Below are 19,876 nucleotides of genomic sequence, written 5' to 3' on the forward strand. Positions count from 1 at the left end.
GGTTAACGCTGCGGGATATGCCCCAACGCGCTCGAATGGCGGATGGGGCAGGTCGCACGGGGCAGCTGGCTCGGCGTGCGGTAGCCGTTCGTGACAGGATGGCGGGAACCAGCGGCTCGCGAAGGGTGACGCGAGACGTCGCAGCGAATGCTCGCGGGCTCAGCGCGAATCCGAGCGACGCCCGAGACGCCGGCTCAGGACGAGCAGTGCGAGGCTACTCGCAGGTGTGCCCGCCTCCGGGAGTGAAGGTGCAGGCGCCACCGGCGGCAGCCTCCTGCGCGGGTGCCTGCGTGCCCAGGCGACCGGCAAGGTAGTCGATGATGTCGCCGCTCTCGTACAGCGGCTTGCCGTCGATCAGCAGGCAGGGGCACTGACGCTTTCCGCCAATGCGCACCAGGTCGTCGCCGTTGGTCCCCTGCGTCACGTCCAGGTGCTCGATGCTGACGTCGTTCTTGTCCAGGAACGCGTCGACCTTGGCGCAGAACGGGCAGCCTGGCAGGACGTAGAGCTTGAGGTCGTCGAAGGTGGTCATGTGAAGCTCCCATCGGGTTGTGTGGCAGGGATGTGCCCTGCGCCTCTCTCCAAACTGTGATGTGTATACCCACATTTGCGCCGGAGGGTGCGCGACGGGGCAGAGTTCACGGCAACGGCATGGGAGAGGTACGGGGCACCTCGGCCGCACGGGCCTTGGATTGGCGCGGTGGGTTGTGCGGGCCGCCTCGGTCGAGGAGGACCGACTGCCAGCGAGAGCCGCGGGAAGCCGGATTGCCGCGTCCCTCTCCCCCTCCGTTTGTGGCACCATCGTCTGGACGATTCCGACGAGGGGAGAGCCATGAGGGACCTGCGAGGAACATGCCGCATCGCGGTGGTGCAGAGCGAGCCGGTGCTGTTTGACCGCGAGGAGGGGACGCGGCGGGTCGTGGAGCGTATTGACCGCATTGCCCGGGAGCATCCCAGCGACCTGATCGTCTTTCCCGAGCTTCTGATTCCCGGCTATCCCCACGGCATGAACTTTGGCTTTGTGCTGGGTGCCCGCAAGCCCGAGGGTCGCGGCGACTACCTGATGTACGCGCAGAACTCCGTGGTGGTGGGCGGCCCCGAGACAACGGCGATTGGCCAGGCCGCCGCGCGCGCCAACGCATGGGTGAGCGTGGGCATCTCTGAGCGGCACCCCACCAACGGCACGCTCTATAACACCAACCTGGTGTTTGCCCCCGACGGCAGCGTCGACGCCCTGCACCGCAAGCTCAAGCCCACGGGGGCGGAGCGCCTGATCTGGGGGGACGCACAGGACCACTACTTCCCCGTGTCGCAGACCCCGTGGGGCCCCATGGGCACGCTGATCTGCTGGGAGAACTACATGCCCCTCGCCCGCGTGGCGCTGTACCAGAAGGGCGTGACCATCTACCTGGCCCCAAACACCAACGACAACCCCGAGTGGCAGGCCACGCTGCAGCACATTGCAATCGAGGGTCGCTGCTTTGTGGTCAACTGCGCGCCGTACATTCGCCGCGATGACTACCCCGAGGGACTGGCGTACCCCGAGGAGGTGGAGGCGCTGCCGCAAACCGTCTATCGCGGCGGGTCCTGCGTGCTGGGGCCGACCGGCCACTACGTGACCCAGCCCATGTGGGACCGCGAGGACGTTGCCTACGCGGAGCTGGACATGGACGAGGTGGTGTCGTCCAAGTGGGAGTTTGACGCGGTTGGACACTACGCGCGCCCCGACGCCGTGCGACTGGAGGTCAGCGACCTGTAGCGGCGGGGCGGCGACGGGTACGAGGGTGTGTGGAGCGAAACCTTCATTCTTGGGAGCGTGACCGACAATGCGTCGTGACGGAAGCCAGCTGAGGGACAAGAACGGCCTGACCGAGGAGGAGTTCCTGGCGCAGTACACGCCCAAGAAGTACCCCCAGCCGTCGCTGACCGCGGACATCTGCGTGTTCCGCCGCAACGGGGAGGGAACCCAGCTGCTGCTGGTGCAGCGCGGGGGCCACCCCTACCTGGACTGCTGGGCCACGCCAGGCGGGTTCGCCAACCCCAACGAGACCGCGGACCAGTGCGCGGCGAGGGAGCTTGCCGAGGAGACGGGCGCGCAGGGCCTGGACCTGGAGCCCCTGCGCCTGTACAGCACGCCCGGACGCGACCCGCGCGGATGGACCGTCTCGTATGCGTTCGTAGCACTTGACCGGCAGGGCGTCACGGTCCACGCCGGCGACGACGCGGCGAGAGCAGTGTGGTTTGACGTCGTGGCGAGGTCGGAGGGCGCGAGGGAGGAGCTGACCTTGGCCCACGGGGACGACGTGCTGCACGTGTCGTTTGGCACCTCTCGCCTACCGATCTCGGGGCTTCTGCGGGCAACGGACGTGAAGGGTGACGGGCTCGCCTTTGACCACGCCAACATCATCGCGGACGCCTGGCTCCTGGTGCAGGGGCGCTAGGGAGAACTCGGGCATTGGGCGGTGCGGGGCGCTAGGGAATCCTGGGCCTTGGCGGCCGAGGGGGCACCTGGCTCCCATAGGTGCTTAAGAAACTCGACCTTTGGCAATTGGGAGGCCTCCGCCGCTGAGAATAGCGAAGCATTGGCAGAGGAAGGGCCTCCTTTGGTCCCCCTGGATTGCCAATACTCGATTGTCCTCAGCAGTTTTCGTGCGCGGATTGCCACAGGTCGCAATTCCTCAGCAGGCACCCGTCGCCCGGGGCCCCAACGGGTCTGCCGCGGGTGGGGCGGGGACTCGCGCGAAATCCCCGTCCCGCTGCCAAGCTGCGGCGCAATATGGCGAGCCTATGCGTTGAACACGTGCTCGTCCAGGCGGCGGAAGGCCTCCTCCACCCTGCTGGTGGGCAGCGCGAGGTTGATGCGGATGCTCTGCGGAGCGAGGAACGCGCCGCCGTCCTGCCAGGCAACGCCCACGTCCCAGCCCGCCTTCTCCAGCTGCGGGAGGGTCCAGCCGTGCTCGTCGAGCCACGCGGAGCAATCGATAAGCAGCATGTACGTGCCCTGCGAACGGTAGACGCTGACGCCCTCGAAGCGGTCGCGCACGTAGCCGCATGCCAGGTCGACGTTACGGTCGATCACGGAGAGGAGCTGGCCGAGCCACTCGGCACCCTCGTCGCCATACGCACCCACGAGGGCCTCCATGCTGAGGACGTTCATCTCGTTGTAGTGCGTGGCGTCGGAGACGGAGCGCATGCGGTCGCGGAGGCGGGCATTGTAGGTGACGGAATAGCTGCCCACAAGCCCCGCGAGGTTGAAGGTCTTGCTTGGTGCGAAGAGCGAGATGGTGTTGTCGTGCGCCCAGGGAGTGACCGACTGGGGCGAGACGTACCGTACTCCGGGCAGCACGAGGTCGCTCCAGATCTCGTCCGCGATGACCACGCACTGGTAGCGCTCGAAGAGCGCCATGGCGCGCTCGAGCTCGTCGCGCTCCCACACGCGGCCGCAGGGATTGTGCGGCGAGCAGAGTATCGCGACGTGCACGTGGTGGTCGCGGAGCTTGCGCTCCATGTCGTCGTAGTCCATGCGCCAGGTGCCCTCGGCGTCCCTCACGAGCGGGCTGTGGAGGGCGTGGCGACCCATCGCGGCAAGCGTCTTGGTAAACCCCACGTAGGTGGGCGAGTTGATGAGGATCTCGTCACCAGGGGACGAGAACGCCGAGAGCGCGCTCGCGACGCCGCCCAGGACGCCGTTCTGGTAGTCGATGTGCTCCCGCCGAATGTCCGTGACCCCCTTGCGGCGGGCGTGCCAGGACGAGATGGCGTCGTAGTAGGCGTCGGGCGTCAGGAAGTAACCGAAGGCGGGATGCCGTGCGCGTCGGATGATTGCGTCGGTGATGCACCCGGGGGCGGAGAAGTTCATGTCCGCCACCCACATGGGAATGAGGTCCCAGCCCGGCTTGGGCGGGTCGGGGGAGAAGCCGGGGATCTTGCCCAGGCCGTCGATTGCCAGCGCGTTGGTGCCGCTCCTGTCCAGGATTGTCTCGAAGTCGTAGTGCATGCGGGTGTCTCCCCTCGCCTCGTGTGCCGCAACCCATGGTATCGCGACGGCAGGCGAGACGAGCCGGGGTCCGGGGGTCCGGACGGCAAAGAGGGGAGCCCGCGGTCCAACCAGACCACGGGCTCCCCTTGAGTCTGTCCACCCCATCAGCAGGCGGTGACAGATTGTGCCAACGGGCGGCGCGCAACCGTACGCGCGACGGACACGCCCGACCAACCCCCTACTCGGCGACCAGGATGTCGCTGTACTGCGGGTTCTTCTGGAACCAGCGCTGCGCGTACGAGCAGGTGGCACGCGCCTTCACGCCTGCAAAGCGCAGGTGCCGCGCGGCCTGCCCCATGAGCCTGCCGGCGAGGCCGGTTCCGCGCTCGGAGGGCTCCACGTACGTCTCGTTGAAGTTGGCGACGCCGTCGTCGTCCATGGGGAACGAGACGCGGCCCATCACGGTACCCCTATCGTTGACAAAGACCACCTTGTCGTCTTCGGTCTGCATGTTCATGACGCTCTCTCCCCTCTTTACGGGCCACGCCGCCCCGAAGGGCGGCGTGGGTGTTCGTTTATGTAAAGTAGGTATACCCAAGGGGAGGCTCGAACAAACCCCAGGCGCCCTGAGCAAGGCAAACGGGACGCCAGGGGGAAGGCTCACGGCAAGGGGGCATCGTCCCTCTCCCCGGCAACACCAGGTGAGAGGGACGCAAGCACCACGGTCCTAGCTGATCCAGCTGTTGGGGTCCTTGCCCTCGGCGGCGAGGCGGTCGGAGAGGCGCTTCTTGGGCGACTTCTCCCACAGCGGCTCGGACGCGACGGCCCAGCGCTCTGCGACGGCCTTGGTCTTGCTCTCGAGCTCGTCCACGTCCTCGGGGTGCGTGTAGTCGGTGGACTTGGCACCGGTCTCGTGCACCATCTCGGAGAGCCTTCCGGGGTTATCGAGCAGCGGGCACGGCCTCAGCATGTTGGTGTTGAACGGCTGGTGCGCCTGGTAGCTCTTGAACAGCGGGCTCTTATAGCACTCGAGCAGGCTCTTCTCGCGGATGTTGCTGTCGGAGTAGTGGATGAACGCGCAGGGCTCGGCGTCCCCACCGGCGTTGATGTGCAGGTAGCGACGGCCACCGGCGATGCAGCCACCGGTGTACTCGCCGTCGTTCCAGAAGTCTGCGAAGAAGATGGGCACGTTGTTGCGCCAGTTGTCGCGGACCTTGTGGTACATGCCGGAGCGCTGCTCGGCGGTGGCGAGGAGCTCGACGGGGGCGCCCAGGCCAACGGGCATGTAGGTGAAGATCCAGGCGAAGAGGACGCCCTTGTCCACCAGGAACTGGATGAACTCGTCAGAGGTGATCGAATCGTAGTTCTGGCTGGTGTAGCAGATGGAAGCGCCAAAGGGGAGCCTGCGCTCGCGCAGCAGGTCCATGGCGTGGGTGACCTTGGCGAAGGTGCCCTTGCCACGGCGGGCGTCGGTGGCCTCCTCAAAGCCCTCGATGGAGAAGGCCGGCATGAAGTTCTTGACGCGCGCGATCTCGTCGGCAAACTCCTCGTCCACCAGGGTGCCGTTGGTGAACGCGCTGAAGTAGCAGTCGGGGTGCAGCTCGCACAGGCGGATGAGGTCGCGCTTGCGCAGCGTGGGCTCGCCGCCGGTGTAGAGGTAGACGTAGGTGCCGAGCTCCTTGCCCTGCGTGATGATGGAGTTGAGCTCGTCGAAGGTCATCGACTTCTGCTTTGAGTCGGTGTAGTTGGCCGCCCAGCAGCCGTTGCAGTGCAGGTTGCACGCCGTGGTGGGGTCCATGAGGATGGCCCAGGGGCAGTTGCAGCCCTCGCGCTCGTTGACCTGGCGCTGGATGTTGCCGCCCAGGGTGACGGAGTTGACAAAGAAGTTCTGCACAAAGGTGCGGGCGACCTCGCGGTCCACGTTGTTGATCACGTTGTCCACGAGCCTGCGCCAGTTGTTATCGGGGTCCTTCATGTAACCCATGACCATGTTGAACAGGCGCAGCTGGGCGTCGTTGATCTTGTCGCCCGACCCGGCGAACTTGTTGACCATTGACTCGACCTTGGGAAGGTTGCCGTCGAAGTCGTCGTAGAGCATGTCGAAGCCCTTGTTCACGGCGACGGAGATTGCCTTCGCCTTGAGCGAGTTAATCGCAGACACGTGGTTCCCCTTTCCATTGCACGACCGGACTTCCGGGACAGGCCGAGACGTGTCTCGCCAGACTCGACAGGACATGTCCATGGTGTCGGATTCTGACAAGTATAGACATGACCCGCCCACTTTTGACCAGGGGTTGGAAAGTTACCCTTAAGGGATGGGACTCGGTCACACGGTCACGAAGGAATTGGTGGAGAGGTGCCAGTCCTCGCAGTTGAGAGGGACGAGGCGTCTGCACCCCGCCGATTGAGCTGGCAGTGACTAGCCCAGCCTGCCGGCGGCGATGAGGTCCCGCACCTCGTTGAGGTCGCGGCAGATGGCGACGGCATGCTCGCGAGCCGCGTCATCCGGCGCGATAAGGTCGGGGACCATGACCGGCAGAAAGCCGCCGCGCCAGCCCGCCTCGATGCCGTTGAGGCTGTCCTCGAGCACGAGCGAGCGCCCCGGTTTTGTGCCCAGGCGACGGGCCGCCTCCAGGAACACGTCGGGCGCCGGCTTGCCGTGCTCGACCTCCTCCGCGGAGACGAGCAGGTCGACCATGTCGCGGGCTCCGACGCGGCGAAGCTGCGCGTCGATCATGTCGCGGGGGCTGGACGACGCGACGGCCGAGCGGATGCCCTCGCGGCGGAGGAACGCGAGCAGCTCCCCCAGCCCTGGCTTGGCGGGGACGCCCTCCTCGCACAGGCGGTTGAAGCAGGCGACCTGACGACGCCGGAACTCCTCGGCGGAAACCCTCCCAACACCAAGCTGCCCGTCGAGGGCACGGCGCATCTGGTCGATCCCCGCCCCGCGGCTCATGTCGATCATGACCTGGAGGGAGTCGTGGGGGACGTCGGTGACCCCCATGTCTGCCAGAACGGGAACCCAGGTCCTATCCCAGATGGGCTCGGTGTCGATCATGAGCCCATCCATGTCAAAGATTGCCGCCTGCAGCATGGGACCCCCGGTTCCTCTCGCCTTGGTCATCGTGTGCCATGGTACGGCGAGAGGGACGCGGGCATGGGGCTCGGGGCAGACCTCCACGGGACGAGGGGAAGTCGGGAGTCGCGGCAAGGGAGCCAGGGAGCATCCCGTTGCCCTGTGCGGCCTGGCTCGGCCGACGGACGCTCGGGCCTCTCCCCTACAGGCGCCTGAGCAGCTGCCAGACCCCCATGACCACCGGCGCGGGCAGCACCTTGCCCGCAATGCGCATGACGAAGGAGCTGACGGCGCAGGTGGCCACGGGGTAGTTGATGGAGTTGATGCGCCACGACCAGCGGACCACGTGATGGGGACTCAGGTTGGGGAAGGTGTGCCTGACTGTAGTCTGGCCTTCCCCGGCGGACGAGCGCGCAACCTGGTTGAACTCGGTCTTGACCCAGATGGGGCACACCGCCGTGATTCGGATGCCCCTCCCCCGCAGCTCGAGCCTGAGACCGCGCGTGTACGACAGCACGAACGCCTTGCTCGCGGCGTACAGGTCGAGCCCGGGCAGCGGTTGGAAGGCGGCGCAGCTGGCGAGCTGCAGCACGCGGCTACCGCGTCCCAGGTAGGGAAGGCACACGCGCGTGACGTCGGCAACTGCGCGGCAGTTGAGGTCCACGAGCGCGTCGGTCTGCTCGAGCGACATGTCCTCCACGTTTGCAAACTTGCCAAACCCGGCGGCGTTGACCAGCAGGGCAACCTGGAAGTCGGGGCGGTCCGACTCCCGACGCAGCTCGTCCTCGAGCCTGGTGACGCTGCCCCTCTCGGCAAGGTCGAGCGAGAGCCACCGGGACTCGGTGGAGAGGGACGTGGCCAGCTCGCGCAGGCGCCCCTCCCGACGGGCCACGAGCCAGATCTGGTCGTAGCCCTGGGTGTCGGACCAGAGCGCGTACTCGCGCCCCAGGCCGCTCGACGCGCCCGTGATGATCGCCACTCTCACCTGCCTGCACCGCCCCTTTCCATCGTCGCGCCGCCGTGTGCCCGAGGGCAGGCAGCTACTCCTGCGGAAGCTCGTCCTCGATGGGATCCCAGTCGGTAAGGCAGTCGTCGAGCCCCGCCACGATGGCATCCTTGTCCAGGTTGCGCCCGATGAAGCAGAGCTTGGTCATGCGGTCGCCGCACACGGGGTCCCAGTCGTCCATGACCTGGGGGTTCTCGGCGATGATCCGCTTGCGCTCGTCCTCGGGGGCGGAGGCCACGAACAGGCCGTTCTCGCTGAGAGTGACCTGCTGGCCGGCCTGCTCAAACACGTAGCACATGTCGGGGTCCTGCGAGGCCCAGACCATGCCCTTGGTGCGGATGATGTCATCGGGCCAGGTGGTCACGTAGTCGGACAGGCGGTCGATGTCGAAGGGCTGGCGCCGCTCGTACACAAACGTGGAGATGCCGTACTCCAGCACCTCGGGGTCCTCGTGCTCCTCGGGGTGGTCCATGGCGTCGAGCCAGGCGGCAGAGTTGTAGGCGCGGTCAAAGTCAAAGCGGTTGGTGTCGAGCACCTCGGAGAGCGGGACGTTGCCCTGAGTCGCCTCGACGATCTTGGCATCCTTCTGCAGGCTGCGGACGATTGCCTTGAGCTCGCTTATCTGCTCGGGAGTCACCTTGTCGGTCTTGTTGAGGACCACGGTGGTGCAGAACTCCAGCTGCTGGATGAGGAGGGACTCGATGTCGTCCTCGTCGATGTTGTCGGCGAGCAGGTCCTTGCCGCCGTGGAACTCGTCGAACATGCGGGCGCAGTCCACCACCGCAACGATGTTGTCCAGGTCGAGAGGGGCCTTGCCACCGTTCTTGCTCTGGTCGCAGAAGGCCGAGATGGTGTAGGCGATGGGGATGGGCTCGCAGATGCCCGAGGCCTCGATGATGATGTAGTCAAAGTCGCCGGACTGCGCGATGCTGCCCAGTTGCTTGGCCAGGTCGTCCGAGAGGGTGCAGCAGATGCAGCCGTTGGTCATGGGAATGAGGTCGTCGGTCTTGGACAGGCCCCCGTCGCGGATGAGGCTCGCATCGACGTTGACCTCGCCGATGTCGTTGACGATAACCGCCGCGCGAATGCCCTCGTCGTTGGACAGGATGTGGTTGAGGAGGGTCGTCTTGCCCGCTCCCAGGTAGCCGGTGAGAAGGACGATCTTCACGGGCTTGTCGCTCTTTGGCATGTGATGCCCACGCTTTCTGCTAGAGGTTGTTCAGCACCTGCATCCTACCCACCGCGAAGGGCAGGCATCGCCCCGGCACGGGTGCGCACCCAAAATCCCTCACGCCTGGGCGGGGCGGCATCGAGCCGTGACGCTAGCGGATTCCCAGGACGGCGAGCACGACGAGGAGAATCACGCCGACGACCACCGAAATGACCGAACTGCGCATCTTTCGCCGGACCAGAGCCTGGCGCTCCTCGTCGGTAAGCCCGTCGGAGCCGATGACGCCCGGCGTTGCCCGGCCCTTTCCCTTGACGGGCCTGCTCTCTGCCGGCTTGCCCGTCATTGCGTGGCCGTGGGCCGTCTTGAACCCCTTTGCCATGGACCCTCCCTACCGCCTGCCATGGTTTGCCGTGCGGGGTTTGCCCCTGCCCGTCTCCCCCGTGGCTCCTTGTTCCCCAAAGGCCCATTATCCAACTTTGCGAAACAAGGCTCGAGGGGGGCACGGGGGGAGCCCCGCCGACACCCGCTACGCGCAGCCTGATACCGACCGGTCGGGCTGTGGGAGGGACGGCGAGACGGGGACGTCGATTCGCCTCTCCCACCATGGCTATGGCGCGGCCGGGGCCCCCGCCCCGACCGCGCCGCAGAGTAGGCCGTGTCGGCTAACGCGTTAGCCCTCGTGGTACCAGGAGGGCGTCTTTATCCCTTCGGCACATCCATCAAACATGTCCGCGGTGACGACGGAAGAGCTTAGGGTCCAGGAGTTCAACGGGGTCGCGTCCGAGAGTGAGCTGCAAGAATAGAACATACCCCCCATCTCCGTGACGCCGGAGACGTCCCACGAGGCGAGGGGCGAGAGGTCGCTGAGGGCACAGTGAAAGAACATACTCGACATATGCGTGACGCCGGAGACGTCCCACGAGGCGAGGGGCGAGAGATCGCTGGCATCGCAGCCACCGAACATACCAGACATGTTCGTGACGCCGGAGACGTCCCACGAGGCGAGGGGCGAGAGATCTCTGAGGGACTCGCAGCCACCGAACATAGCCTCCATGTCCGTGACGCCGGAGACGTCCCACGAGGCGAGGGGCGAGAGATCGCTGAGGGCTGTGCAGCTCTGGAACATGTACGACATGTCCGTGACGCCGGAGACGTCCCACGAGGCGAGGGGCGAGAGATCGCTGAGGGCCTCGCAGCCAGAGAACATGAACGCCATGTCCCTGACGCCGGAGACGTCCCACTTCTCAATCCCGGCGAGGTCCTTGAGAGTGCAGCGGGAAAACATGTTGTACATGCTAGTCACGTTGGAGACGTCCCACGAGGCGAGGGGCGAGAGATCGCTGAGGGCTGCGCAGACCCCGAACATACCAGACATGTCCATGACGCCGGAGACGTCCCACGAGGCGAGGGGCGAGAGATCCCTGAGGGCATCGCAGCCAGAGAACATGTCCGACATGTCCGTGACGCCGGAGACGTCCCACGAGGCGAGGGGCGAGAGGTCGCTGGCATCGCAGCCAGAGAACATGTCCGACATGTCCGTGACGCCGGAGACGTCCCACGAGGCGAGGGGCGAGAGATCGCTGAGGGCCTCGCAGCCCCTGAACATACCCGACATGTTCGTGACGCCGGAGACGTCGAGGTTGGAGGCGTCTATGCTCTCGAGGGGCACGCGGAAGTAGAAAGGATCGACGTCCCGGAGGGCGAACAGCGAAGACGAGTCCGCAGGTGCCTTGACGCCCCTGTCGATGACGATGGAGGTCGTCCTCAGCACCTCCTCCTTGTCCAAGACGCCAGGCAACGCGGCCATCGTCCCCGACTTCCCGTCCGTGGGGGAGATCTCCAGCTTGCCGTCGTCGTAGAGCCTCCAGGTGCAGCCCTCGCCGAACTGGCCCTCGGCGACGAGCTCGGGGGCGGGGGCCGGCTTGGCGCTCGCATCGACGCCATACCAGCCGATGCCCTCGGCCCTCCAGCCCAGCTTCACCAGGTGGTCGTTCTCCCCCTTGCTCGTCGTGTAGTTGTGGGAGCCAGCCCTCGCGTTGGGGTTGTACTGGCGGTACAGGGGAACCTTCTCCTCATCCGAGCTGTACCAGCCGATGCCCTCGTAGTTCCAGCCGACCTTGACGAGCGAGTCGCGCTCGTAGGCGCTCATGGTGTAGTGGTGGTCTCCGGCGTTGGGGTTGTAGAGCCGGTAGACCGGGGTGTCCGACTTAGTGGGCGCCGTCCAGCCGGTGCCCTCTGACCTCCAGCCCACCCTGACGAGCGAGTCGCGCTCGTGGGAGTTGCCCGTGTAGAAGTGCTCCCCGCTGTTGGGGTTGTACAGGCGGTACATCGGCTGCGTGCCGCCCGAGTCCGCGGCCAGGGCGGGCGTCACGGGGAGGCACAGCGCCCCCGCGCCGAGACCCGCCGCGACCGCCAGCGCCGCCAGCCCCCTGCCGAACTCCCTCATGCCGTCCCCCTCCCACGCCGGGCCACCCGACCGGGCCCGTTTAAGGCTACGGTAAGGGAGCCAAGGCGCGCGGGGCCCCGGAGTAGGCGAAAGCGGGCCCCTCCGGACGCCCTTGTCCGTGATGGAACAGATGGTGTCCCGGGGGCCGTGGACCCGGCCGGACGAAGCCCGTTACCCACGCATTCGCCAACAACGCGTGGCATTAGAGCGGAGGCGCGTGCCGGACTGCGTGGCGCTGGCTCAGCCCGCCCCCACCGACCGCACAGCCCACGCCAGCACCTCGACGACCTGGGGAATGCGATCTGCCTTCAGCCCGTCGTACTGCATCACGAACCTGCACAGCCCGTCACTTCGCGAGGCATTGCGACGGTCGTGTGCGTAGCCGCAGAGCGGGGCGAGCCGGACTCCGCGCCCGAGCGCCGCCCGCGCAACGGCGCGCTCGGCATCCGGGCCGCCGTCCCCCGCCGGGAGGGCCAGCACGAAGTGGAGGCCGGAGTCCCTCTCCTCCGCATGCGCAATCCCCGCAAGCGACGACTCCCCCATCGCGCGGACAAGCCCGTCGCGGACCGCACGCTGCTGGGAGCGGTACCTGCTGACGTGCCGCTCGTAGTCCCCGGACTCGAGCAGACGGGCAAGGGCGACCTGGTCAACCACGCTCACGGTGCACGAGAGGAACGAGAGGTCCCTCTCCCATGCCTGGGCCAGCCCAACCGGCAGCACCATGTAGGCCAGACGCAGGGCGGAGCTGAGGCTCTTGGAGAAGGTGTTGACGTAGATGACGCTATCGGAGGAGTCGGACGCGAGGAGAGGGGGGATGGGTCGACCGGACATGCGGAACTCGCAGTCGTAGTCGTCCTCCACCACGTAGCGGGCGGGCCCTTTGCCCACCTCGCGACCCTCGGCAGCCCAGCCAAGAAGCCGGTAGCGGCGAGACGCGCTGGTGACGCAGCCCGTGGGAAACTGGTGAGAGGGCATGACGTGGACGAGGGTCGACCCGGTGCGGGATAGCTCCCCCACGCGCATGCCCTCCCGGTCCGTGGGGACAAACGCCACGTGGAGCCCGCAGGCCGCATAGGTCTGCCACACGCGCGGGTAGCCTGGGTCCTCCACGGCAACGGTTCCTCCCAACCCCACCAGGCGGGCAATCATGGCATAGATGGCCTGCGCCCCCGCAGCGACCACGATGCGGGAGGGATCCACGTCGACGCCGCGACTCCCACGCAGGTAGCGTGCAATCGCACGGCGAAGGCGAAGCGTGCCCTGGGGCGGCTGGGCGGCAAACAGCTCCTCCCGCGGCTCCTGGGACAGCGTCTGCCTCAGGGCGCGCTCCCACAGGTTTGCGGCGGAGGAGTCGGCGAGGGTGGCGGGCGACGAGAAGTCCGCAAGCAGCCTGGGTCCTTCCCCGTCATCCGTAGGGTCAGGCGAGACGAACGTGGCGACGCACGGCCGCACGCCATGAGGCACGGGCAGCTCGTTGGCGTAGTACCCCCTGCGCTCGAGCGCGGTCACGTACCCCTCGGCGACAAGCTGCGCATAGGCGTTCTCGACCGTGACGAGGCTGACGCCCAGCGCGTCCGCAAGCCCGCGCTTTGAGGGGAGCCTGTCTCCTGCGGCGATGGCACCAGAGAGGATGTCGTCCCGCATCCGCCGATAGAGATACTCGTAGCGGCTGAGGCTGCCGCGTTGCGACATGTCGTACGAGAGCATGGGGCCGCCCATCTGGTCTTATCGAGCTTGTTAAACTGGTCCTATTCTGGCCTTACATACTAGTCATGTATTGGTTATTTTGACCATTCCAGTTTGTCCTTAGCATCTGCCTTGCGCAATTTCGCAGCCAACGACGCAAGGGAGACGAGCATGGCAAAGCAGACCGACACCACGCCCCAGGAGCGGGCAAAGCTCAACCGAGAGCTGGCACAGATGCTGAAGGGCGGGGTCATCATGGACGTGACCACGCCGGAGCAGGCGCGCATAGCCGAGGAGGCGGGGGCGGCAGCGGTCATGGCGCTGGAGCGCATCCCCGCCGACATCCGGGCGGCGGGCGGGGTCAGCCGCATGAGCGACCCCAAGATGATCAAGGGGATCCAGCAGACGGTCTCGATCCCCGTGATGGCCAAGTGCAGGATCGGCCACTTTGCGGAGGCGCAGGTACTCCAAGCCATCCAGATTGACTACATCGACGAGTCGGAGGTCCTCTCCCCCGCCGACGACGTGTACCACATCGACAAGACCCGGTTCCAGGTCCCGTTTGTGTGCGGGGCACGCGACCTGGGCGAGGCCCTGCGCCGCATCGCGGAGGGCGCCAGCATGATCCGCACCAAGGGCGAGCCCGGCACGGGCGACGTGGTGCAGGCCGTGCGGCACATGCGGCTAATCAACTCGCAGATCCGCCACGTGGCGAGCCTGCGTGACGACGAGCTGTTTGAGGAGGCCAAGCGCCTGGAGGTTCCCGTGTCCCTCGTGCGCTCCGTGCACGACGAGGGCAGGCTCCCAGTGGTCAACTTTGCCGCCGGCGGCGTGGCGACGCCCGCGGACGCGGCCCTGATGATGCAGCTTGGGGCGGAGGGCGTGTTCGTTGGCTCCGGCATCTTCAAGAGTGGTGACCCGGCCAAGCGTGCCCGCGCCATCGTGGGGGCAGTCACCAACTTCGACGACCCGGAGCGCATCGCGGCCCTGTCCGAGGACCTCGGCGAGGCGATGGTCGGCATCAACGAGGACGAGATCAAGACCCTCATGGCAGAGAGGGGCAAGTGATGGCGACCGCGGTTCTCGCCTTACAGGGGGCCTTTGCCGAGCACGAGGCGATGCTCGATCGCTTGGGAGAACCCTGGTTTGAGCTGCGGGAGGCGCGGGACCTTGACCGCCCCTTTGACCGGCTGGTGCTGCCGGGGGGCGAGTCGACGGTCCAGGGCCGGCTGCTGCGCGAGGAGGGCATGCTGGTCCCCCTGCGCGAGCGCATCCTCGCCGGCATGCCGGTCCTGGGGACCTGCGCCGGCCTGATCCTCCTGGCGGCGCAGGTGAGCGGCGACGCCTCCCGCCAGGACGAGCCCAGTCCGGACCAGGTGGGACCGTGGCTCGGCACGCTCGACGTGACCGTTGAGCGCAACGCCTACGGCCGCCAGCTGGGGAGCTTTCACGCGCGAGCCGAGTTCGACGAGGTTGGAGAGGTGCCCATGAGCTTCATCCGTGCCCCCTACGTGGCGGGCGTGGGTCCCCGTGCGACCGAGCTCGCGCGCGTGGACGGCCGGGTCGTGGCGGTGCGGCAGGGCAACCAGATCGGCGTGGCCTTCCATCCCGAGCTGGACGGGGACACGCGCGTCCACGAGATGTTCCTGGAGCTGTGAGGGCGGTGATTCTCACCTAGCGAGAACCCCAACCCTGCCCGTGGCTCCTAGCGGGTGGGGAGCGCCTCGCCCTCGGGCGGCACCGGGCGCTCCGGGGGTTCGTCCTCTCCCTCGGTAGGCCTCACGGGGGCGAACGCCAACCCAACGAGAAATGGCGCCACGTAGATGGTGGGAAGCGCGTATCGCGCGGTGAAGATGGGCGTGAGGAGGCAGGTCGCGATGCTCAGGAGCACCGGCAGCATGACGAGGGCGCCGGTGCCCCTGCGGCGCACCAGGTAGCACAGCACGGCGAGCGGGATCCAGCAGGAGTACAGCCCCACCCTGAACAGCAGGCACAGCGGCACGCTGCTGTCGAGCAGGTCGTTGTAGATGGAGTGGACCGTGAGGCGGTAGCCCGTGAGCGCCATGGGGTGCCACACGTACTTTGCCCCCTCCGGGTCTATGTCGCCCGTGTGCCACTGTATGGACACGATGCCGTGGGCGTTGAAGAACAGGTTCGCCGTGCCCACGATCTGGTCAAAGTACACCTCGGGGTGCTTGAGCCCCATCTGGAACCACACGCGGATGTAGCGGAGGAGGTCCGCCCTGGTTGCCGTCTGGTAGCGGTACCAGGCCTTGACCGTGTCGGCGTCGTCGTACTGGTAGTTGATCACCAGCGCCTCGTAGGGCAGGACGGCGTCGATGGCCTCCCTCTCCTCGTCGGTAACCTCGTCACCGTGATACATCACGTAGCGGGCGGTCTGCTGGAACAGCGTGTTGAGCGGCTCCTGCACCCCACCGGGGATGATGTTGAACAGCGGGAAGATTATATGCGGCAGAATCACCCACATGATGACCGCGACGGTCGCAGCCTGCGCCACGAACTGCCTCCACACCCCACGGAAGGCGACCGCGCACACCAGGCAGGTTGGAATCACGATGTAGGCGCCGGACTTCTTGGTGAGCGCCTGCAGCACGCCAAGGAGCAGGAAGCACACGGCAACCCAGCGGTGACGGTACAGCACCTCTCCCCTGGAGCGTACCACCTCGCACAAAAACACTAGGTAGGTAACAAACACCAGGCTGTAGGTGGAGTCCTTGACCATGGTGAAGGCGTACATGCCATAGAAGGGGAGAATCGCGATGAAGAGGAAGGCGCCCAGCCTGAGGGGTGCGGGGACGCCAAGCCGGCGCAGGTAGGCAATGGCGAGCGAGAAGGTCGCGGCGGTCACGAGCCCCTGCAACACCACGAAGGCGAACACGCCCGCGTTCCAGCTGCCCGTGAGGTCGAGGCTCGTCTTGGTGAAGAGGCCGTAGAGGACCGTGTCGAACACCGGGTGATGGTCGGAGAGCCATGCGCCCTCCACGATGCTGTGGGTCTCGAGCCAGGGAATCTGGTACACGGGATAGGTGCGCTGGTACATCGAGACCTGGTAGAACGCATCCCAGTTCATGGAGCCCGGGAAGGCTGCCAGCAGATAGGGGATCCACAGCGCAAACAGCACGATGGCAAACACGATGATCGAGCGGGGCGTCAGGCGCGGGGTCAGGCGGTCAACGACCTGGAGGGCATGATGCCGGCGGGAGGCGCCGCGACCCAAAGACGCCGCGTCACTCTCCCCCTCACCTGCCTTGGGGATGAGACCGATGGGGAGGCCGGACATGGGGTCCCAGCGTCGACGCCTGCCCATGCGGTCCGTGACGCACACGACGATCTCGCACACCGCGAAGAGGAAGATCGAGATGATTGCCGTGAGGGAGAGGAACTCCCGGGTGGCCTCCGTTCGGTCGAGGATGTAGCCCGACTCGAACATGTACTCGCCGTAGGTGAACGAGACCGACGCGAAGGCGGCGCACGCCACCACGCACAGCACGTAGCCCAACCTGGGCAGCCTGCCCCTGAGCGCGTGGATGGTGACCACCTCCGGAAGAATGCCTAAGGTTGCAAAAGGAAAGAAGACGAGACCTGACCATATTCCCTTCCCCCACAAACGTGCAGGAAGGTGGCCCGTCTCGACAATTCTCCCTCACACCTTAGGGGAGCCCAAGGAGGAGGGAGGCGAGACGCGCGGCAGGCGCGTGGAACGGGCAGCCCGCGCCGGCGTCGGGGCAAGGGATGACGCGTTCTCCCCGGCACCCCGTACGGAGCATGCCCGGATGCCGGTGCTAGACCAGCTTGCCGCGGCAGTGGTCGCACATGTGCTGGATCATCTGCGCGGTCCAGCCGGTGAAGTCGCGCGTGTGCTGGACCAGCTGGCCGTCCACCAGCTCCTCGTAACGAACCTTGACCTTTGCGTAGCGGGTGGCCTTGACGGGCTCGTCGTGCGAGAGGCAGCTCTCGGTCACGCGCGCCGCCTGCAGCCCCATCATGACGTGGGGGTTGTACATGACGTGTGCCTCTCCCTCGTCGTCCAGGTAGGCGACGACGGACTTGGCGACGCCAATCTGGTTTGCCGCCAGGCAGGTGCAGTCCTCGACCGACCGCATGGTGTCGACGACGTCCTGCGCCACATCCGCGTCCTCGGCGGTTGCCCTCGCGCACTTCTTGCCCAGAACCTCGTCGTCCTTGCAGATCTCCTTGACCATGCTCACTCCCTCGTGGGTGCCCGCGCCGGGCGCGGGACGGTTTGCCATCAGCCTACGTATCATACGTTATCCGCCGTGCGCCACCGGGATGCGACGCGGGCGGATGGCGCGTTTTCCCATGCAGCGGACGCCGCGCGACGCCCGCGCTTCCGTTTGTTGGGACGTTGCCACTCCGGTGGGTATCATCTCCCCACGGGCAAACCGATTGAGGGAGGGCGCATGCCGCAGAGAAGGGACGTCGACTACCGGGAGTACGCGGGGCAAATCGTGAGCGCGATTCCCAAGGGGGTGCTCCTCACCACCAAGGCGGAGGGACGCGTGAACACCATGACCATTGGCTGGGGCATGCTGGGGACCAACTGGTCGTCCCCCGTGTTCGAGGCGTTCATCCGCCTGCACCGCCACACGGTGTCGCTTCTGGACAAGAACCCCGAGTTCACGGTCAACGTCCCACTGGGAGACTTCGACCGTAAGATTGTCGGGTTCTGCGGGAGTCACCATGGGGACGAGATGGACAAGGTAAGCGAGCTGGGGCTCACGCTAGTGGACTCGCGCGAGGTGGACGTTCCCGGCATAGCCCAGCTGCCGCTGACACTGGAGTGCAAGGTCGTCTACCGTCAGCCCCAGGAGCTTGACCTGTACACGCTTGACGTGCGCGAGAGGTTCTATCCCCAGGACGTGGACGGAAGGGCGGTGGGCGCCAACCGTGACCCGCACATCATGGTCTTCGGCCAGATCGTCAACGCCTACGTGATCGAGGGGTAGTCGCGCACGGGAGGACAGGCAACGTTGCCGCGCCCTCTCCCCTACCTCGGGGTTATGCGTGGCAGTAGCGATACCACCCAATTCGTCTAAGAAGGCATCGGACGTGCGTCAACCTCGGGCCAAGGCTCTCCGCCTTGGCCCGTTTGTGACAGCTCCCCCATGCCGGGCGGGGCACACGCCTTCCGGACAAGCCGGCTTCCTCCGTATGTGATGGGTCGCAACGCCCCCTCTTAGGACTCTTTTCTGCAAGCGAGAGCATTGCTGCGGCTCAGACGCATCCCACGGCGAGCCCACTGGCAAAGGACTCCCGAAATGTGCACTTTCTCGTGGCTTCGGCTGCCGCGTCAGCGATCGGCATCGCGTTTCCCCAGTTGGATTTCCATCAGGAATGCATCCATGGCAGCAGCAACATGGGCCCTTCGCCGCGGCAACAAGAGCAGTTGAGGATGGAGCACAAAAGAGGACCGACGCCGAGCGGATGAGTCCTGACGACCCTAGCGATGCTCCCGGCGATCAGAACGGTCGTCCCTCTCGCCCGCCTCGCGCTCGATTCGCTCCTCCGCCCCGTGCAGGCCATGCTCCACGCGCTCGCCGGCCTCCTGGGCGTCACGCTCCAGCCTCTCCCCCGCCTTGTGGGCCTCCCGCTCAGCCATGCCCAGAGCTCGACGGAGTCGCTGGGCAGCGGCGTTCCTGCGCTCGCTGGTGAAGTTGGTTACGGTGCGAAGCGCGCGGCGCTGCAGCCCAGACATGCCGGCGGCGATGCGCTTGGTGCTCTGCGAGACGTCCTCGCCGAGCGGCGGACGACCCGAAGCGATGTCCGTGACGGCCACGTTCATGACGGCGTCAAACGCGGACTGGGCGGACTCGATGCGCTTGCCAAGGTCGGTGAGCGCCGAGACCGTAAGCCCCAGGTCGGCGCACATGAGCCCAACGATGACGAGGGCCAAGACCTCCCACGTCATGAGCGAAACGCCCGAGGACACGGACGCGATGGGGATGGCCAGGTAGTAGTACCCCAGCGTCCCGGCGAGGCCAAAGCAGAGTGCGAACGGCAGGCAGATGCGCCCGTTGAGGTTGAGGGGAATCTTGCTGTAGTCCCACCATCTCGCGTGGAAGAACCGCTCCAGAAGGTAGGACGTAAGGTATTCGAGCACCGCACTCCCAACGGAGCAGAACACGAACACCTCCCACCAGGGCATGCTCGTCGAGGCCACGGAGAGGACCCTGGGAAGCCAAGTCAGCAGGAGCAAGACGGCAACGCCCGCAAAACCGTATATGGGACACACGGGACCAAACAGGAAACCCCTGTTGTCCCAGCGTCGGTTCTTTATTGCGCAGAAGGTGCACTCGTACACCCACCCGCCCAGGCTGAAGACGCCAAACCAGGTGACGTAGCAGCATATGTCCATGCTGGCCCTCTCAAATAGTTGCGATGCTAGTCCCACTAGGCTAGCGCGGGAGCCCTGGGCGCGCATCGCGGATTGGGCGAGAGGAGCCGGGAACCGTGCCCGCCACCAGCTTCCA

Annotated in this window: 18 protein-coding genes; 5 read left to right on the top strand and 13 right to left on the bottom strand. The window is 66.2% G+C overall.

From position 1 onward, the window contains the following. Positions 1-214: 214 nt before the first annotated feature. Positions 215-532, bottom strand: coding sequence for a glutaredoxin family protein (locus FYJ68_RS06980; RefSeq protein WP_154435397.1), 318 nt, complete (start codon positions 530-532; stop codon positions 215-217). A gap of 300 nt (positions 533-832) precedes the next feature. Here FYJ68_RS06980 and FYJ68_RS06985 point away from each other — a divergent pair, with 300 nt between their 5' ends. Then, complete coding sequence (locus FYJ68_RS06985) at positions 833-1,759, top strand: carbon-nitrogen hydrolase family protein (RefSeq protein WP_154435399.1); 927 nt, start codon at positions 833-835, stop codon at positions 1,757-1,759. Positions 1,760-1,826: 67 nt separating this feature from the next. Further along, on the top strand, positions 1,827-2,441 hold the full coding sequence (locus FYJ68_RS06990; protein ID WP_154435401.1) for an NUDIX domain-containing protein: 615 nt from the start codon (positions 1,827-1,829) through the stop codon (positions 2,439-2,441). 344 nt (positions 2,442-2,785) lie between these two features. On the opposite strand, the gene FYJ68_RS06995 is transcribed toward FYJ68_RS06990, so the two are convergent. The 9 genes from FYJ68_RS06995 to pdxR form a co-directional block, all read right to left on the bottom strand. Continuing rightward, on the bottom strand, positions 2,786-3,997 hold the full coding sequence (locus tag FYJ68_RS06995; RefSeq protein WP_154435403.1) for a MalY/PatB family protein: 1,212 nt from the start codon (positions 3,995-3,997) through the stop codon (positions 2,786-2,788). Between the two features lie 220 nt (positions 3,998-4,217). After that, complete coding sequence (locus tag FYJ68_RS07000; RefSeq protein WP_326832261.1) at positions 4,218-4,643, bottom strand: GNAT family N-acetyltransferase; 426 nt, start codon at positions 4,641-4,643, stop codon at positions 4,218-4,220. A 63-nt stretch (positions 4,644-4,706) separates the two neighbouring features. Next, positions 4,707-6,140, bottom strand: coding sequence for a radical SAM protein (locus tag FYJ68_RS07005; RefSeq protein ID WP_326832262.1), 1,434 nt, complete (start codon positions 6,138-6,140; stop codon positions 4,707-4,709). A gap of 258 nt (positions 6,141-6,398) precedes the next feature. Then, the gene (locus FYJ68_RS07010; protein ID WP_195837751.1) at positions 6,399-7,073 is read right to left on the bottom strand and encodes an HAD family hydrolase; all 675 of its coding nucleotides are present in this window, start codon (positions 7,071-7,073) and stop codon (positions 6,399-6,401) included. 184 nt (positions 7,074-7,257) lie between these two features. Further along, positions 7,258-8,034 carry an SDR family NAD(P)-dependent oxidoreductase gene (locus FYJ68_RS07015; protein WP_326832263.1) on the bottom strand — a complete coding sequence of 259 codons (777 nt, stop codon included), beginning with the start codon at positions 8,032-8,034 and terminating at the stop codon, positions 7,258-7,260. Between the two features lie 61 nt (positions 8,035-8,095). Beyond that, the gene (locus FYJ68_RS07020; protein ID WP_154435411.1) at positions 8,096-9,250 is read right to left on the bottom strand and encodes a CobW family GTP-binding protein; all 1,155 of its coding nucleotides are present in this window, start codon (positions 9,248-9,250) and stop codon (positions 8,096-8,098) included. 133 nt (positions 9,251-9,383) lie between these two features. After that, positions 9,384-9,611: a hypothetical protein gene (locus FYJ68_RS07025; protein ID WP_154435413.1), complete on the bottom strand. Its 228-nt coding sequence runs from the start codon at positions 9,609-9,611 to the stop codon at positions 9,384-9,386. Positions 9,612-9,902: 291 nt separating this feature from the next. Continuing rightward, positions 9,903-11,678, bottom strand: coding sequence for a BspA family leucine-rich repeat surface protein (locus FYJ68_RS07030; protein WP_154435415.1), 1,776 nt, complete (start codon positions 11,676-11,678; stop codon positions 9,903-9,905). A gap of 240 nt (positions 11,679-11,918) precedes the next feature. After that, complete coding sequence (gene pdxR / locus FYJ68_RS07035) at positions 11,919-13,397, bottom strand: MocR-like pyridoxine biosynthesis transcription factor PdxR (protein WP_154435418.1); 1,479 nt, start codon at positions 13,395-13,397, stop codon at positions 11,919-11,921. 138 nt (positions 13,398-13,535) lie between these two features. Here pdxR and pdxS point away from each other — a divergent pair, with 138 nt between their 5' ends. Together pdxS and pdxT are read left to right on the top strand one after the other, a co-directional pair. Then, the gene (gene pdxS / locus FYJ68_RS07040) at positions 13,536-14,432 is read left to right on the top strand and encodes a pyridoxal 5'-phosphate synthase lyase subunit PdxS (protein WP_154435420.1); all 897 of its coding nucleotides are present in this window, start codon (positions 13,536-13,538) and stop codon (positions 14,430-14,432) included. Next, positions 14,432-15,022: a pyridoxal 5'-phosphate synthase glutaminase subunit PdxT gene (gene pdxT, locus FYJ68_RS07045; protein WP_154435422.1), complete on the top strand. Its 591-nt coding sequence runs from the start codon at positions 14,432-14,434 to the stop codon at positions 15,020-15,022. Before pdxS ends, pdxT begins: the two co-directional genes overlap by 1 nt. A 47-nt stretch (positions 15,023-15,069) precedes the next feature. Here the strand turns inward: pdxT and FYJ68_RS07050 are convergent, their stop codons facing one another. Together FYJ68_RS07050 and FYJ68_RS07055 are read right to left on the bottom strand one after the other, a co-directional pair. Further along, positions 15,070-16,923 carry a DUF6020 family protein gene (locus FYJ68_RS07050; RefSeq protein WP_154435424.1) on the bottom strand — a complete coding sequence of 618 codons (1,854 nt, stop codon included), beginning with the start codon at positions 16,921-16,923 and terminating at the stop codon, positions 15,070-15,072. A gap of 244 nt (positions 16,924-17,167) precedes the next feature. Continuing rightward, positions 17,168-17,650, bottom strand: a complete 483-nt coding sequence (locus FYJ68_RS07055) for a peptide deformylase (protein ID WP_326832264.1) — start codon at positions 17,648-17,650, stop codon at positions 17,168-17,170. 156 nt (positions 17,651-17,806) lie between these two features. On the opposite strand from FYJ68_RS07055, the gene FYJ68_RS07060 reads away from it, so the two are divergent. Beyond that, entirely contained in the window at positions 17,807-18,352 is a 546-nt protein-coding gene (locus FYJ68_RS07060) for a flavin reductase family protein (protein WP_154435426.1), read from the top strand. A gap of 494 nt (positions 18,353-18,846) precedes the next feature. Here the strand turns inward: FYJ68_RS07060 and FYJ68_RS07065 are convergent, their stop codons facing one another. Beyond that, entirely contained in the window at positions 18,847-19,761 is a 915-nt protein-coding gene (locus tag FYJ68_RS07065) for a putative ABC transporter permease (protein WP_195837752.1), read from the bottom strand. Positions 19,762-19,876: the final 115 nt, after the last annotated feature.

Source organism: Olsenella porci, from assembly GCF_009695875.1.
Lineage (GTDB): Bacteria > Actinomycetota > Coriobacteriia > Coriobacteriales > Atopobiaceae > Olsenella_H > Olsenella_H porci.

Bases quoted from the DNA above. Each gene is read 5' to 3' on its own strand.
- FYJ68_RS06980 (WP_154435397.1), bottom strand. From the start codon at position 532: ATGACCACCTTCGACGACCTCAAGCTCTACGTCCTGCCAGGCTGCCCG.
- FYJ68_RS06985 (WP_154435399.1), top strand. From the start codon at position 833: ATGAGGGACCTGCGAGGAACATGCCGCATCGCGGTGGTGCAGAGCGAG.
- FYJ68_RS06990 (WP_154435401.1), top strand. From the start codon at position 1,827: ATGCGTCGTGACGGAAGCCAGCTGAGGGACAAGAACGGCCTGACCGAG.
- FYJ68_RS06995 (WP_154435403.1), bottom strand. From the start codon at position 3,997: ATGCACTACGACTTCGAGACAATCCTGGACAGGAGCGGCACCAACGCG.
- FYJ68_RS07010 (WP_195837751.1), bottom strand. From the start codon at position 7,073: ATGCTGCAGGCGGCAATCTTTGACATGGATGGGCTCATGATCGACACC.
- FYJ68_RS07020 (WP_154435411.1), bottom strand. From the start codon at position 9,250: ATGCCAAAGAGCGACAAGCCCGTGAAGATCGTCCTTCTCACCGGCTAC.
- FYJ68_RS07025 (WP_154435413.1), bottom strand. From the start codon at position 9,611: ATGGCAAAGGGGTTCAAGACGGCCCACGGCCACGCAATGACGGGCAAG.
- FYJ68_RS07030 (WP_154435415.1), bottom strand. From the start codon at position 11,678: ATGAGGGAGTTCGGCAGGGGGCTGGCGGCGCTGGCGGTCGCGGCGGGT.
- pdxR (WP_154435418.1), bottom strand. From the start codon at position 13,397: ATGGGCGGCCCCATGCTCTCGTACGACATGTCGCAACGCGGCAGCCTC.
- pdxS (WP_154435420.1), top strand. From the start codon at position 13,536: ATGGCAAAGCAGACCGACACCACGCCCCAGGAGCGGGCAAAGCTCAAC.
- pdxT (WP_154435422.1), top strand. From the start codon at position 14,432: ATGGCGACCGCGGTTCTCGCCTTACAGGGGGCCTTTGCCGAGCACGAG.
- FYJ68_RS07055 (WP_326832264.1), bottom strand. From the start codon at position 17,650: ATGATACGTAGGCTGATGGCAAACCGTCCCGCGCCCGGCGCGGGCACC.
- FYJ68_RS07060 (WP_154435426.1), top strand. From the start codon at position 17,807: ATGCCGCAGAGAAGGGACGTCGACTACCGGGAGTACGCGGGGCAAATC.
- FYJ68_RS07065 (WP_195837752.1), bottom strand. From the start codon at position 19,761: ATGGACATATGCTGCTACGTCACCTGGTTTGGCGTCTTCAGCCTGGGC.